We start from the raw sequence: 14,398 nt of genomic DNA on the forward strand, positions 1-14,398 counted from the left end.
CCGCGGCGTCCGCCCTCCTCCCGGAGCCGGCGGTCGAGAGCTGCGACCGAACCTCTCAGACCTTGGAAGGACCACTGTGTCGACCACGTCCCGTACCCGCTCGAAGACGCGCCTCTCGCGCGCCCTCGGCATCCCCCTGACCCCGAAGGCCGCCCGCTACCTCGAGAAGCGTCCCTACGCTCCCGGCGAGCACGGCCGCTCGAAGCGCAAGGCCGACTCCGACTACGCGGTCCGCCTGCGTGAGAAGCAGCGTCTGCGCGCCCAGTACGGCATCCGCGAGAAGCAGCTCCGCATCGCCTTCCAGGAGGCGCGCCGCACCCAGGGCCTGACCGGTGAGAACCTGGTCGAGCTCCTCGAGATGCGCCTCGACGCCCTCGTCCTGCGCTCGGGCTTCGCCCGTACCACCGCGCAGGCCCGCCAGTTCGTCACCCACCGCCACATCATGGTGGACGGCAAGACGGTCGACCGCCCCTCCTTCCGCGTGAAGCCGGGCCAGGTCATCCACGTCAAGACCCGCTCCGAGGGCACCGAGCCCTTCCAGGTCGCCGCCGCCGGTGGACACGTCGACGTCCTCCCCAAGACCCCGGGCTACCTCGAGGTCGAGATCGACAAGCTGCAGGCGACGCTCCTGCGCCGCCCGAAGCGCGCCGAGGTCCCCGTGACCTGCGAAGTGCAGCTCGTCGTCGAGTACTACGCGGCCCGCTGAGTCCAGCCCCGCAGAGAAAGGCCCCGGTGTCCGCACCGGGGCCTTTCCCGTTCCCGGGGTCGCGATCCGGAGTGCCCGCCGCGCTCCGAGAGTCCCGCGCTGCGCCCGATCCGGCCGTCGCGCCCGAGCCGAGCGCTCGTCCCCGCGTCCGACCCTCTCGCGGCCCGTCGGTAGGCTGGAGTGCCGCGCTGGGCGGCATCGAACGGAGGTCACCGTGACCGGTGGAGACATCGCAGGGCTCATCGCCGCGGGGGTGTTCGCGATCCTGGTGGCGATCACCGCCGTCCCGCTCTGGAAGCTCGGGCGCGTCTTCGACAGCACGAGCGAGGCCATCAAGCAGGCCAGCGACGGCCTGACGCCGATCCTCGACGAGTCGGCCTCCACCCTCCGCGAGGCCAACCACCAGCTCGCGCGGGTGGACACGATCACCAAGGACGTCGCCGAGGTCACCGGCAACGTCAACGCGCTCGTCGCTCTCACGGCCGCGACCGTCGGCGGTCCGCTCATCAAGCTCGCCGGCTTCACCGCCGGAGTCCGCGCCGTGCTCGTCGCCGGACGGACGGCCGACAAGGCCGGAGCCGCGGTCGGCCGCTCCGCCGCGAAGCGCACGAAGCGCCCGCGCTCGAAGTAGCGCCGCGCCCGCGCCCTAGAATCGAACGGGTCGTCGCGCCGTCGCGCCCGCCCCGCCGCTGTGGAAGGACACCCCGTGAAGAACATCCTCCTGATCGTCATCGGGATCGGCCTCGGATTCGCGGTCGCCCACCAGGTCTCGCGCACCGAGGCGGGCGCCCGGCTCTTCGCCGACATCAACCGCACCGCGAAGGAGCTCGGCGAGGCCGTCTCCGAGGGCTACCACCAGCGCGAGGCCGAACTGAAGGCCGCCATCGGCGAGGGCTGACGCCCCGCCGCCCGACATCCGCGTCGTCACCGACCGAACCGTAACGGAACCCATGCAGACCGCAGACATCCGCAACCGCTGGCTCGACTTCTTCGGGAGCCGCGGCCACACCGTGGTCCCCTCCGCCTCCCTCGTGAGCGAGGACCCGAGCCTCCTCTTCACCGTCGCCGGCATGGTGCCGTTCGTGCCCTACCTCACCGGAGTGGTCCCCGCGCCGTACCCGCGTGCCACCAGCGTGCAGAAGTGCATCCGCACCAACGACATCGAGGAGGTCGGCAAGACGCCTCGTCACGGCACCTTCTTCCAGATGAACGGCAACTTCTCCTTCGGCGACTACTTCAAGGAGGGGGCGATCGGCTACGCCTGGGAGCTGCTCACCGGCGCCGAGAGCAACGGGGGACTGGGCTTCGACGAGAAGGACCTCTGGGTCACCGTCTACAAGGACGACGACGAGGCGATCGCGCTCTGGAAGACGATCGCGGGACTGCCGGACGAGCGCATCCAGCGCCTGGACAAGGACACCAACTACTGGTCGACCGGCCAGCCCGGCCCCGCGGGCCCCTGCTCCGAGATCTTCTTCGACCGTGGACCCGCCTACGGGATCGACGGCGGCCCGGCGACGGACGACGACCGCTACGTCGAGATCTGGAACCTCGTCTTCATGCAGTACCTCCGCGGCGAGGGCACGAGCAAGGTCGACTTCGACATCCTCGGCGAGCTGCCGCGCAAGAACATCGACACCGGCATGGGCCTCGAGCGCGTCGCCTTCCTCAAGCAGGGCGTCGAGAACATGTACGAGATCGACCAGGTCCGTCCGGTCCTCGATCGCGCCGCCGAGCTCTCGGGCCGCCGCTACGGAGCCGTCCACGAGGACGACGTCCGCATGCGCGTCATCGCCGACCACGTGCGCTCCTCGCTGATGCTGCTGTCGGACGGCGTGACGCCGTCGAACGAGGGGCGCGGCTACATCCTCCGCCGCCTGATGCGCCGCACGGTGCGCGCCATGCGCCTGCTCGGAGTGGACACCGCGACGTTCCCCGAGCTCTTCGCCGCCTCGCGCGACGCGATGGCGTCGGCCTACCCCGAGGTGTCCACGGACTTCGAGCGCCTCTCGACCAGCGCCTACGGCGAGGAGGAGGCGTTCCTGCGCACCCTCGCGGCCGGCACCGAGATCCTCGACCTCGCGGTCCTGAAGACGAAGAAGGCCGAGTCGCCGACGCTGCCGGGCGACACCGCGTTCCTCCTGCACGACACCTTCGGGTTCCCGATCGACCTCACCCTCGAGATCGCCGAGGAGTCGGGTCTGACGGTCGACCGCGAGGCGTTCGACTCCCTCATGACCGCGCAGCGCACGCGTGCGAAGGCCGACGCGAAGTCGAAGAAGTCGGCGCTGGCCGATCTCTCGGTCTACGCCGACTTCCGCGCCCACGGCGAGACGCTGTTCACCGGCTACGACGTGCTCGACACCGAGACGCGCATCCTCGGCCTCATCGTCGGCGGGCACTCCGTCACGAAGGCGGTCGCGGGCGACATCGCCGAGGTGATCCTCGAGGCGACCAGCCTCTATGCGGAGTCGGGCGGCCAGGAGGCCGACGCCGGCCGCATCGTCGGCTCCGGCTTCGATCTCGAGGTCCTCGACGTGCAGAAGCCCGTCAAGGGTCTCATCAGCCACAAGGTCCAGGTCGCCAGCGGCGAGGTCGGAGTGGGCGACGCCGCCACCTCCGTCGTCGACCGCGACTGGCGCCGGGGCGCCACGCAGGCGCACTCGGGCACCCATCTCATCCACGCCGCGCTGCGCCAGGTGCTCGGCCCGCAGGCGCACCAGTCCGGCTCCTACAACAAGGCGGGCTACCTGCGCCTGGACTTCTCGTGGAACCAGGCCCTCTCGCTCGAGACCCGCAGCGAGATCGAGGAGATCGCCAACACGGCGATCCGGGACAACCTCGAGGTCGTCACGCGCGAGCTCCCGATCGACGAGGCGAAGGCGCTCGGCGCGATGGCCCTCTTCGGCGAGAAGTACGGCGACGTCGTCCGCGTGGTCGACATCGGCGGGCCCTGGTCGCGCGAGCTCTGCGCGGGCACCCACGTCGGGCGCTCGTCGGAGGTCGGCGTGATCAGCCTGGTCAGCGAGTCCTCGGTCGGATCGACCAACCGCCGCGTCGAGTCGCTCGTGGGCCGCGAGGCCTTCCAGGAGCTCGCCGCCGAGCGCGCCCTCGTCAGCACGATCTCGTCCTCGCTGAAGACCCCGCGCGAGCAGCTGCCCGAGCGGATCGGCGAGCTCGTCGCGAGCCTCAAGGCCGCCGAGAAGCGGATCGCCGCGTTCGAGGCCAAGGCCCTCGCCGACCGGGTGCCCGCCCTCGCCGCGACCCGTCGCACGGTGGGCGGCACGACCGTCGTCGCCGAGAGCATCGGCACCGCGGGATCGACCGACGAGCTGCGCTCCCTCGTGACCTCCGTCCGCGAGCGGCTCGGCCAGGAGCCGGCCGTCGTCGCGCTCGCCGCCGACGTCTCGGGCAAGCCCGCGGTGATCGTCGCCACCAACCAGGCCGCCCGCGACCAGGGCCGCCGCGCGGGTGCGCTCGCCAAGCGCGCCGCCGGGATCCTCGGTGGCGGCGGAGGCGGCAAGGACGACCTCGCCCAGGGCGGCGGCTCCGACGTCTCCGCCATCGGCGCGGCGCTCGAGGCCGTGGTGCAGGAAGCGACCAGCTGAATGAGCCGGTTCGGCGTCCGGCTCGGCATCGATGTGGGCCGTGCCCGCATCGGGGTCGCCCGCTGCGACGCCGACGGCCTGCTCGCGGTGCCCGTCGAGACGGTCGCGAGGGCGGGCACTGACGGCGGATCCTCGGACGTCTCCCGGATCGCGCACCTCGCCGCCGAGTACGATGCCCAGGCGATCATCGTCGGACTGCCGTTGTCGCTGTCGGGGGCCGAGACGGCCTCGACGGAGGACGCGCGCGGATTCGCTCGACTGCTCGCCGAGGCGGTGCCCACCGCTCCGGTGCGGCTCGTCGACGAGCGGCTGTCGACGGTCACCGCTCAGAGCGCCCTGCACCGCTCCGGACGCACCACCCGCGGCTCCCGAGCCGTGATCGACCAGGTCGCCGCCGTGGTGATCCTGCAGCACGCCATCGATTCCGAGCGCTCGGCCGGCACCCCGGCCGGAGTCCTGCTCGAACCGAACGAAGGACCTCCTCGTGACCGACGTCCCCCCGAGCCGCCGCGACGCCCGCGCCGCCGAGCAGGCGCAGCCGACTCCGCCCGACCCGACTCCGGAGCAGCAGCCCGCGCCGACTGAGGCGCACGATCCGCTGGGCCGCCTCTTCACCGGGCCCGACGTGCCCGAGCCCCGCGGCCGCGACGACGCGGCCGCGTTCGACCCGGACGCGCGCCCGAAGCGTCGCCGCGCGGCTCGCGCGACGGGCGGCGCGAAGAAGCGCCGCAGCCGCCGCGGGCTCATCGGCGGGCTTCTGGCCTTCGGCGTCTTCGCCGCGCTCGTCGCCATCGCCGTCACGATCTTCCTCGAGCCCGTGCGCGGCCTGTTCGCGGAGCCCGAGCCGACCGACTTCACCGGCACCGGCTCGAGCGAGGTGCTGTTCACGATCCACCAGGGCGACGGCGGCAGCGACATCGCCAACAACCTCGTCTCGGACGGGGTCATCAAGTCGTACGATCCCTTCTACGACCTGCTCCTCGCCCAGAGCCCGGAGCCCGTCTTCCAGCCCGGCGCGTACTCGCTCAAGGCCGAGATGAGCGCCAAGGCCGCACTGTCGGCGCTGCTCGACTCCGAGTCGACGCGCCTCGCGAACACCTTCGTCATCCCCGAGGGGACGGCGCTCAAGGAGGCGCTGCCGCTCATCGCGGACGGTACCGGGGTCGCGCTGACGGACCTCGAGGCGGCCGCCGCCGACTGGGGCTCGTTCGGGCTCCCGGCCGGGGCGACGAGCCTCGAGGGGTTCCTGTTCCCCGCGACGTACGACATCGACCCGTCGACGCCGGCGCACGACATCCTGAAGACGCTGGTCGACCGGATGTACCAGTCGCTCGACCAGGCCGGTGTGCCGGTGGACGACCGCTACCGCGTCGTGGTGTTCGCGTCCCTCGTGCAGCGCGAGGCCCGCGTCGCCGAGGACTTCCCGAAGGTCGCGCGCGTGTTCCAGAACCGCCTCGACCAGGGGTGGCGCCTGCAGTCGGACGCGACCGTGGCGTACGGCACCGGCGCGACCGACCGCGTCTCGACCACGGACGCCGAGCGGAACGACGCCGGCAACGTCTACAACACCTACCAGCGCGACGGTCTGCCGCCCGCGCCGATCTCGAACCCGGGGGACGTGGCGATCGACGCGGTCATGCACCCCGCGGACGGCACCTGGATGTACTTCGTCACGGTGAACCTCGAGACGGGCGAGACGGTCTACTCCACCACCGACGCCGAGCACAACGCGGCCGTCGACCAGTGGCAGGCCTGGATGCGGGACCACCCGGAGTACCAGTGACGGCCGCCGGGTACCGCCTCGCGGTCCTCGGCGCGCCGATCGCGCACTCGAAGTCGCCCGCGCTGCACGCGGCCGCCTACCGGGTGCTCGGGCTCGACTGGAGCTACCGCGCCGTCGAGACGACGGAGGCGACCCTCTCCGAGGTCGTGTCCGGTGAGCCCTGGCACGGCCTGTCGCTGACCATGCCGCTCAAGCACGCGGTGCGCCCGCTGCTGGCGGAGGAGGACGCGGTCGCCCGGGCCACCGGCGCGGTCAACACCGTGCTGGTCGACCGCTCCGGCCCGGCACCCCGCCTCCGCGGGTTCAACACCGACGTCGCGGGCATCGTGCGCGCCCTCGCCGAGGCGGGCGTCGTCTCGGCGGAGCGCGTCCAGGTGCTCGGCGGGGGAGCGACCGCCGCCTCCGCCCTGGCCGCCGCCGCCGAGCTGGGCGCGGCGCGGGTCGACCTCGTCCTGCGGACGGCGTCGAGGGCCGTCGAGCTCGCTCCGCTCGCGGAGTCGCTCGGCGTCCTGCTCTCGGTCCGCTCCTTCGCCGACTGGTCCACCGGAGCGCCGCTGGTGATCTCGACGCTCCCCGGCGGAGCGGCGGACGGCCTCGACGTGCCCGACGCGGCGGTCGCGGGCTCGACCCTGTTCGACGTGGCGTACTCCCCGTGGCCGAGCGCTCTCGCCCAGCGCTGGGAGCAGGGCGGCTCCCCGGTCGTCTCCGGGCTCGGGATGCTGCTCCACCAGGCCCTCGTGCAGGTGCGGATCTTCGTCGGCGGCGACCCGGCCCTGCCTCTCGATCGCGAGGACGAGGTGCTCGCGGCGATGCGCCGAGCCGTCTCGACGGGTCCGGCGCACTGACCTCGTGTGCCAGAATCGGAGGATGCTCCGTTGGCTCACGGCCGGGGAATCCCACGGTCCCGAACTCGTCGCCGTCCTCGAAGGACTGCCGGCGGGCGTCCCCGTCTCCCTCGACGACATCCGCGCCGATCTGGCGCGCCGGAAGCTCGGCTACGGCCGCGGAGCCCGGATGAACTTCGAGCAGGACGAGCTGACGATCTCCTCCGGCGTCCGGCACGGAGCGACGATGGGCAGCCCCATCGCCCTGCGCATCGGCAACACGGAGTGGCCGCGCTGGGTCGACGTCATGTCGGCGGAGCCCCGTGACCCCGAGAGCCTGCCCAAGGGCCGCGGCGCCGCGCTCACACGGCCCCGCCCGGGCCATGCCGACCTCGTCGGGATGCAGAAGTACGGCTTCCCCGAGTCCCGCAACGTGCTCGAGCGCGCCTCCGCCCGCGAGACCGCAGCCCGCGTCGCCCTCGGCGCCGTCGCCCGCCGCTTCCTCGGCGAGCTCGGCGTCTCGCTCGTCAGCCACACCCTCGCCATCGGGCCGGTCCGCGTGCCCGAGGGCTCGCCGCTGCCCGGCCCGGCCGACGTCGCCGCCCTGGACGCTGATCCGCTGCGCTGCCACGACGCCGCGACCAGCGCCCTCATGGTCGCCGAGGTGGACCGCGCCCACGACGACGGCGACACCCTCGGCGGCGTGGTCGAGGTCCTCGCGTACGATCTCCCGCCCGGACTCGGCTCCTACGTGCACTGGGACCGCCGTCTCGACTCCCAGCTCGCGGCGGCCCTGATGGGGATCCAGGCGATCAAGGGCGTCGAGGTCGGCGACGGCTTCCTCACCACCACCCGCCGCGGCTCGGAGGCGCACGACGAGCTGTTCCAGTCCGACGCCGGCATCTCCCGGTCCAGCGACCGGGCCGGCGGCACCGAGGGCGGGATGAGCACGGGGACCGTGCTGCGGGTCCGCGCCGGCATGAAGCCGATCGCGACCGTGCCGCACGCGCTGCGCACCGTCGACGTCGCCACCGGCGAGGCGGCCGGCGCTCACCACCAGCGCTCCGACGTCTGCGCGGTGCCGGCGTCCGGTGTCGTCGCGGAGGCGATGGTCGCCCTGGTGCTCGCGAACGCCGTGCTCGAGAAGTTCGGCGGCGACAGCGTCGCCGAGACCCGCCGCAACCTGCAGGGCTACCTCGCCGCCATCCCCGACGAGCTCCGCACGGCCGCCGCGAGCGACCCGGCTCTCGGGCTCGCCTGATGGCCGCGTCCTCGGCGGCCCGCTGATGGCGGGTCACGATACCGGCGCGGCCCGCGCCCGCCTCGTCCTGATCGGCCCGATGGGGGCCGGCAAGACGACGATCGGCAAGCGGGTCGCGAAGGCGCTGAGCGCCGGGTTCGTCGACTCCGACGCGGAGTTCGTGCGCACCCACGGCCCGATCGCCCCCTACTTCGACGCCCACGGCGAGCCGGCCTTCCGCCGGGAGGAGCGCCGCGTCGTCGAGCGCGCCGTCCGCCGCGACGTGGTGCTGAGCCTCGGCGGGGGAGCGGTGCTCGATCCCGCGACGCGCGCCGACCTCGCGGACGTCCCCGTCGTGCTCCTCACCACCACGGCCGAGGCCGTCCGCGACCGGCTCGGCTCCGGCTCCCGCCCGCTGGTGCGCGGCGGGGTCGGCGACTGGGTCCGCATCTTCGACGAGCGGCGCCCGGTCTACGAGTCCCTCGCGGACAGCGTGGTCGACACCTCCCGGCGGCCGATCACCCTGATCGCCGCCGAGATCGCGGAGTGGGTGCGCGCGCAGCGCCCCTCCGCCACCCCTGCACCATCGGACCCGGCGGCCGCGAGCCGCCCGAGCGGAAGACAGTCATGAACGACGGCACCACCGCCATCCCCGTCGCCGGAGAGAACGGCTACGACATCCACGTCGGGCGCGGACTCCTCGACGGCCTCGCCGACGCGATCGGCCCCCGGGCCGCGAAGGTGCTCATCGTGCACCCGCCGACCCTCGCGGTCCTCGCCGCCGAGATCCGCGAGAGCCTGCTCGAGCGCTACGAGGTGCTGCTCGCCGAGGTCCCGGACGCCGAGGCCGCGAAGCGCGTGGAGGTGGCGGCCTTCTGCTGGCAGGTGATGGGGCAGTCGGACTTCACCCGCACGGACGCGGTCGTCGGCTTCGGCGGAGGCGCGATCACCGACCTGGCCGGCTTCGTCGCCGCCACCTGGCTCCGCGGGGTCGACCTGGTGCAGGTGCCGACCACCGTGCTCGGGATGGTCGACGCGGCCGTCGGCGGGAAGACCGGCATCAACACGGCTGAGGGCAAGAACCTCGTCGGCGCCTTCCACGCGCCGCGGGCGGTCGTCGCCGACCTCGACGTGCTGACCAGCCTCCCGCGCAACGAGATCCTCGCCGGCTTCGGCGAGATCGTGAAGTACGGGATGATCGCCGAGCCGCGCATCCTCGACATCATCGAGTCCGACATCGACCTGGCCACCGACCCGACGTCGGAGGAGTTCCGCAGCCTGGTCGAGCTGTCGATCGGGATCAAGGCGCGGGTCGTCGGCGAGGACTTCACCGAGAAGGGCCTGCGCGAGATCCTGAACTACGGGCACACCCTCGGGCACGCGGTCGAGCACGCCGAGCGCTACCAGTGGCGCCACGGCGCGGCCGTCTCCGTCGGGATGATGTTCGCGGCGGAGCTCTCGCGCCTGACCGGATCGCTCAGCGACGCGGTGGTGGACCGCCAGCGCCGGGTCCTCGAATCGCTGACCCTGCCGACGAGCTACCCGCTCGGACGATGGGAGACGCTCCTCGCCGCGATGCAGCGCGACAAGAAGACCCGCGCGGGGATGCTCCGCTTCGTGGTCCTCGACGACATCGCCCGCCCGAGCATCCTGCAGGGGCCGGAGACGTCGCTGCTGTTCGCGGCGTACCAGGAGATCGGATCGTAGGTCCGGCTCGGCTGAGCCCGGGCGGCGCCGTCAGCCTCCGCCCAGGGCGGCCCTCCGCGCCTGGGCGTACTCGGCCTCGATGATCGTGCCCGCCGCTCGCAGCGCCTCCAGCTCGGCGAGCCGGTCCGCCAGCGGGCGGGCGGAGCCGGGACCCTCGCGCGCGAAGCGGGCCGCGACCTCGGTCCGCAGGGTCAGCGGATCCACTCCGAGCGAGCGCGCCCGGCGCACGTTCACGACGATCAGCACCACGACGAGCACGATCACGACGGCGATGACGATCGGCACGGCGATGAACGCGATCGAGTACCAGGGCGGCACGACGGTGTCGGCGGGAACGGCGTCCCTGTGCTCCTCCTCGGGGTCGGTCCTCCACCGTCTCGCGCTCCCGCGGACCGGTGGGGCGATTCGCACGCGGCGTCCAGACTCCTCTGCCGACGGGGCCGCGTCGACTACACTCGACGGGTCAGCCGGACCGGCCGATATCGCCGCGCCCGCGTACCGGGCTCGCCGGCGCAGACTTCCACCGAAACGGATCCCCCTTCGCATGGCCTCTACCACCGACATCAAGAACGGCACCGTCCTCAGCATCGACGGCCAGCTCTGGAACGTCATCGACTTCCAGCACGTCAAGCCGGGCAAGGGCGGCGCCTTCGTCCGCACCAAGATGAAGAACGTTCTCACGGGCAAGGTCGTCGACAAGACCTTCAACGCGGGCGCCAAGATCGACACGGCCAACGTCGACCGCCGCGACTTCCAGTACCTCTACCGCGACGGCGCGGACTTCGTGTTCATGGACACCAGCGACTACGACCAGATCACCGTCCCCGAGGCGGTCGTCGGCGACGCGGCGAACTTCATGCTCGAGAACCAGAACGTGACCCTCGCCCTGCACGACGGCGACCCGCTCTACATCGACCTCCCCGCCTCGGTCGTCCTCGAGATCACGTACACGGAGCCGGGCCTCCAGGGCGACCGCTCGACCGGCGGCACCAAGCCCGCGACGGTCGAGACCGGCTACCAGATCCAGGTCCCGCTGTTCCTCGAGCAGGGCACGAAGGTCAAGGTCGACACCCGCACGGGCGACTACCTCGGCCGCGTCAGCTGAGCCGGGCCTCCCGTGAGTGCTCGCACGAAGGCGCGCAAGCGCGCCCTCGACATCCTCTACAACGCCGACGTCCGGCAGATCAGCTTCGCCCAGTCGCTGCGCGCCGAGGCCGAGCGGGCGGCGAACGAGCCGGCCCGTGAGGCCTCGTGGCTCTACGCCCGTGAGATCGTCGACGGGGTCATCGACCACGCCGACGAGATCGACGAGTTGATCGCCCGGCTCGCCCAGGGCTGGACCCTCTCGCGCATGCCCTTGGTTGACCGCGCGATCCTCCGGATCGGGGTGTGGGAGATCCTGCACAACGACGCGGTGCCCGACGGCGTCGCCATCTCGGAGGCCGTCGAGGCCGCCACGTCGCTGTCGACCGACGACTCGGCGGGCTTCATCAACGGGCTCCTCGCCTCCGTCGCGGAGTCCCGCACGACGGCCTGACCCGCCCCGGAGACCTGCTCGGCCCGCCGGATCCCCGTGATCGGACGGGCCGAGGTCGTTCCCGGGGAGGCCGTCCGGCGGGCCGCGCGACGGCCCCTATACTCGTCACGGCTTTTCCTTTAACAGCCGTCCTGTGAGGCGGGGAAGGAGGTCGGTGTGACGGCACGAATCGTGCTCAACGGCGCTGACATCACGCGAGCGCTCACGCGCATCGCCCACGAGATCCTCGAGTCGAACCGCGGCCCCGAGTCGCTGGTCGTCCTCGGCATCCCGACGCGCGGCGTCGCCCTCGCGAGGCGCATCGCCGAGACGATCGCGCGGATCGAGCCGGACGGGCCCCCCGTCTACGCCGGCTCCCTCGACGTGACGATGTACCGCGACGACCTCTCCCGGCACCCGGTCCGCACCCCCGCGCGCACCGCCGTCCCCGCGAGCATCGACGGCCGGACCGTGGTCCTCGTCGACGACGTCCTCTTCTCGGGCCGCACCATCCGCGCCGCGCTGGACGCCCTCAGCGACATCGGCCGTCCGCGGGCCGTGCGGCTGGCCGCGCTGGTCGATCGCGGGCACCGCGAGCTCCCGATCCGGGCGGACTTCGTCGGCAAGAACCTGCCGAGCAGCCTGAGCGAGCGGATCAACGTCCGGCTCGTCGAGACGGACGGCGAGGACCTGGTCGCGATCGAGTCGCAGGCCACCGGCGAGGAGACGGCTCCGTGAAGCACCTGCTCTCGACCCGCGACCTCGACCGCGCGAGCGCGATCGCCCTCCTCGACATCGCCGAGGACATGGCGGACGTGCAGAACCGCGAGGTCAAGAAGCTGCCGACCCTGCGCGGGAAGACCGTGGTCAACCTCTTCTTCGAGGACTCCACGCGCACGCGGATCTCGTTCGAGGCGGCGGCGAAGCGGCTCTCGGCCGACGTCATCAACTTCAGCGCGAAGGGCTCCAGCGTCTCCAAGGGCGAGAGCCTGAAGGACACCGCGCAGACGCTCGCCGCGATGGGCGCCGACGGCGTGGTCGTCCGCCACAGCGCCTCCGGAGCCCCTGCGGTTCTGGCGGCGAGCGGCTGGATCGACGCGTCGATCCTCAACGCCGGCGACGGGACCCACGAGCACCCGACCCAGGCGCTCCTGGACGCGTTCACCATCCGCCGGCGCCTGCACGGCGCCTCCGCGTCCCGCGGCAAGAGCCTCGACGGTGTCGCGGTCACGATCGTGGGCGACGTCCTGCACTCGCGGGTGGCGCGCTCGAACGTCTGGCTGCTGACGGCGCTGGGCGCCGAGGTGACCCTGGTCGCACCGCCGACCCTCGTGCCGGTCGACACGCGCGACTGGCCCGCGACCATCCGCTTCGATCTGGACGAGGCGATCGACACCGGGCTCCCCGACGTCGTGATGCTCCTGCGCATCCAGCTCGAGCGGATGTCGAGCGGGTTCTTCCCCAACGGCCGGGAGTACGCGCGGATCTGGGGCCTCGACGACGAGCGGCTCGCCCGGCTGGGTCCCGATACCATCGTCATGCACCCCGGACCCATGAACAGGGGCGTCGAGATCTCCTCGGCGGCCGCCGATTCGAGCCGCTCCACGGTGCTCGAACAGGTCACGAACGGAGTGTCCGTCCGGATGGCCGCGCTCTACCTGCTGCTGTCCGGCGAACGGGAGGTCCACTGATGAGCACTGCCCAGCCGCTTCAGAGCACGGCGCCGGAGCGGATCCTGATCTCGGGAGCGACGCTCGCCGACGAGTCGACCGCCGACCTGCTGATCGACGGGGGCGTGATCGTCGAGATCGGCGCCGACCTCGACTCGCGCGGGGCCCGCGTGATCGACGCCGACGGCCTGCTGGCGCTGCCCGGCCTGGTCGACCTGCACACCCACCTGCGCGAGCCGGGGTTCGAGCAGAGCGAGACGATCCTCACCGGCACGCGAGCTGCGGCCGCCGGAGGCTTCACCGCCGTCTTCGCGATGGCGAACACCTCGCCGGTGCAGGACACCGCGGGCGTGGTCGAGCAGGTGCAGAGCCTGGGCGAGGACGCCGGCTACGCGACGGTCCGCCCGATCGGCGCGGTGACCGTGGGTCTGGCGGGGGAGTCGCTCGCCGAGCTCGGCGCGATGGCCCGCAGCCGCGCGGCCGTGCGGGTCTTCTCGGACGACGGGAAGTGCGTCTCGGACGCGCTGCTGATGCGCCGCGCTCTCGAGTACGTCAAGGCGTTCGACGGAGTCGTCGCCCAGCACGCGCAGGAGCCGCGGCTCACCGTGGGCGCGCAGATGAACGAGGGCGCCGTCTCCAGCGCCCTCGGCCTGCAGGGCTGGCCCGCCGTGGCCGAGGAGGCGATCATCGCCCGCGACGTGCTCCTCGCCGAGCACGTGGGCTCCCGCCTGCACGTCTGCCACGTCTCGACCGCGGGCTCGGTCGACGTCATCCGCTGGGCGAAGGCCCGGGGGATCGACGTGACCGCCGAGGTCACCCCCCACCACCTGCTCCTCACCGAGCAGGCCGTCGCCGGCCAGGACGGGCCGAGCTACGACGCCCGCTTCAAGGTGAACCCGCCGCTGCGCCGCGACGAGGACGTGCTCGCCCTCCGCGAGGCCCTCGCCGACGGCACCATCGACATCGTCGCCACCGACCACGCGCCGCACCCGGTCGAAGCGAAGGACTGCGAGTGGGACGCCGCGGCGTTCGGCATGGTCGGCCTCGAGAGCGCGCTGAGCGTGGTGCACGCCGCCGTCGTCGAGGACGGGCGGATGAGCTGGTCCGACGTCGCGCGCGTGCTCTCCTCCGCCCCCGCCCGCATCGGCCGGCTCGACGGCTACGACCGCGGCCTCGCCGTCGGGGCCGCCGCGAACGTCGTGCTCTACGACCCGGAGGCGCGACGCCGCTTCTCCGTCGAGGACCTGCGCGGCCGCAGCGGCAACTCCCCGTACCTCGGTCGCGAGCTGCCGGGCCGCGTCGTCGCCACCCTCCACCGGGGCTTCCCGACCGTGCTGGACGGCG

15 protein-coding genes and 1 pseudogene are annotated in these 14,398 nt (G+C 72.6%); 15 read left to right on the plus strand and 1 reads right to left on the minus strand.

Annotated elements, in window-relative coordinates; translation table 11 throughout:
• Window positions 1-76: 76 nt before the first annotated feature.
• The 10 genes and pseudogenes from rpsD (at window position 77) to aroB (ending at window position 9,868) form a co-directional block, all read left to right on the plus strand.
• The gene (gene rpsD, locus C5C69_RS03690; protein ID WP_068210518.1) at window positions 77-706 is read left to right on the plus strand and encodes a 30S ribosomal protein S4; all 630 of its coding nucleotides are present in this window, start codon (window positions 77-79) and stop codon (window positions 704-706) included.
• A 214-nt stretch (window positions 707-920) separates the two neighbouring features.
• Window positions 921-1,337: a DUF948 domain-containing protein gene (locus tag C5C69_RS03695; protein ID WP_104224759.1), complete on the plus strand. Its 417-nt coding sequence runs from the start codon at window positions 921-923 to the stop codon at window positions 1,335-1,337.
• 75 nt (window positions 1,338-1,412) lie between these two features.
• Window positions 1,413-1,604 carry a hypothetical protein gene (locus tag C5C69_RS03700; protein ID WP_104225329.1) on the plus strand — a complete coding sequence of 64 codons (192 nt, stop codon included), beginning with the start codon at window positions 1,413-1,415 and terminating at the stop codon, window positions 1,602-1,604.
• Between the two features lie 52 nt (window positions 1,605-1,656).
• Window positions 1,657-4,314, plus strand: a complete 2,658-nt coding sequence (alaS, locus tag C5C69_RS03705; RefSeq protein WP_104233312.1) for an alanine--tRNA ligase — start codon at window positions 1,657-1,659, stop codon at window positions 4,312-4,314.
• Window positions 4,315-4,788, plus strand: a pseudogene (gene ruvX / locus C5C69_RS03710) (Holliday junction resolvase RuvX); the annotation flags it as partial.
• Between the two features lie 10 nt (window positions 4,789-4,798).
• Window positions 4,799-6,097: an endolytic transglycosylase MltG gene (mltG, locus tag C5C69_RS03715; RefSeq protein ID WP_104313171.1), complete on the plus strand. Its 1,299-nt coding sequence runs from the start codon at window positions 4,799-4,801 to the stop codon at window positions 6,095-6,097.
• The gene (locus C5C69_RS03720) at window positions 6,094-6,942 is read left to right on the plus strand and encodes a shikimate dehydrogenase (RefSeq protein ID WP_258065188.1); all 849 of its coding nucleotides are present in this window, start codon (window positions 6,094-6,096) and stop codon (window positions 6,940-6,942) included. The genes mltG and C5C69_RS03720 overlap by 4 nt, the downstream gene beginning before the upstream one ends.
• Before the next feature lie 22 nt (window positions 6,943-6,964).
• Window positions 6,965-8,182, plus strand: a complete 1,218-nt coding sequence (gene aroC, locus C5C69_RS03725) for a chorismate synthase (RefSeq protein WP_104233310.1) — start codon at window positions 6,965-6,967, stop codon at window positions 8,180-8,182.
• A gap of 25 nt (window positions 8,183-8,207) precedes the next feature.
• Entirely contained in the window at window positions 8,208-8,792 is a 585-nt protein-coding gene (locus C5C69_RS03730) for a shikimate kinase (RefSeq protein WP_104233309.1), read from the plus strand.
• The gene (gene aroB, locus C5C69_RS03735; RefSeq protein ID WP_104225324.1) at window positions 8,789-9,868 is read left to right on the plus strand and encodes a 3-dehydroquinate synthase; all 1,080 of its coding nucleotides are present in this window, start codon (window positions 8,789-8,791) and stop codon (window positions 9,866-9,868) included. The genes C5C69_RS03730 and aroB overlap by 4 nt, the downstream gene beginning before the upstream one ends.
• A 30-nt stretch (window positions 9,869-9,898) precedes the next feature.
• On the opposite strand, the gene C5C69_RS03740 is transcribed toward aroB, so the two are convergent.
• Complete coding sequence (locus C5C69_RS03740; protein ID WP_104257330.1) at window positions 9,899-10,186, minus strand: hypothetical protein; 288 nt, start codon at window positions 10,184-10,186, stop codon at window positions 9,899-9,901.
• A 226-nt stretch (window positions 10,187-10,412) separates the two neighbouring features.
• Between C5C69_RS03740 and efp the strand changes: the two genes are divergently transcribed.
• The 5 genes from efp to C5C69_RS03765 all read left to right on the plus strand — a co-directional run.
• Window positions 10,413-10,973, plus strand: a complete 561-nt coding sequence (gene efp / locus C5C69_RS03745) for an elongation factor P (RefSeq protein ID WP_068210208.1) — start codon at window positions 10,413-10,415, stop codon at window positions 10,971-10,973.
• Window positions 10,974-10,985: 12 nt separating this feature from the next.
• Window positions 10,986-11,405 (plus strand): transcription antitermination factor NusB, encoded by a 420-nt coding sequence (gene nusB / locus C5C69_RS03750; protein ID WP_104224751.1) that lies wholly within the window; start codon window positions 10,986-10,988, stop codon window positions 11,403-11,405.
• Window positions 11,406-11,561: 156 nt separating this feature from the next.
• Window positions 11,562-12,122, plus strand: a complete 561-nt coding sequence (gene pyrR, locus C5C69_RS03755; RefSeq protein WP_104257331.1) for a bifunctional pyr operon transcriptional regulator/uracil phosphoribosyltransferase PyrR — start codon at window positions 11,562-11,564, stop codon at window positions 12,120-12,122.
• Window positions 12,119-13,075, plus strand: a complete 957-nt coding sequence (locus tag C5C69_RS03760) for an aspartate carbamoyltransferase catalytic subunit (protein ID WP_104257332.1) — start codon at window positions 12,119-12,121, stop codon at window positions 13,073-13,075. The genes pyrR and C5C69_RS03760 overlap by 4 nt, the downstream gene beginning before the upstream one ends.
• On the plus strand, window positions 13,075-14,398 hold a 1,324-nt coding region (locus C5C69_RS03765; protein WP_104257333.1), incomplete at its 3' end, for a dihydroorotase. The genes C5C69_RS03760 and C5C69_RS03765, both read left to right, overlap by 1 nt.

The organism is Rathayibacter sp. AY1C7, from assembly GCF_002931865.1.
Lineage (GTDB): Bacteria > Actinomycetota > Actinomycetes > Actinomycetales > Microbacteriaceae > Rathayibacter.

What these genes read in the sequence shown, in the direction of transcription:
- alaS (WP_104233312.1), top strand. Translation starts at nt 1,657, where the DNA reads ATGCAGACCGCAGACATCCGCAACCGCTGGCTCGACTTCTTCGGGAGC.
- aroC (WP_104233310.1), top strand. Translation starts at nt 6,965, where the DNA reads ATGCTCCGTTGGCTCACGGCCGGGGAATCCCACGGTCCCGAACTCGTC.
- C5C69_RS03730 (WP_104233309.1), top strand. Translation starts at nt 8,208, where the DNA reads ATGGCGGGTCACGATACCGGCGCGGCCCGCGCCCGCCTCGTCCTGATC.
- aroB (WP_104225324.1), top strand. Translation starts at nt 8,789, where the DNA reads ATGAACGACGGCACCACCGCCATCCCCGTCGCCGGAGAGAACGGCTAC.
- efp (WP_068210208.1), top strand. Translation starts at nt 10,413, where the DNA reads ATGGCCTCTACCACCGACATCAAGAACGGCACCGTCCTCAGCATCGAC.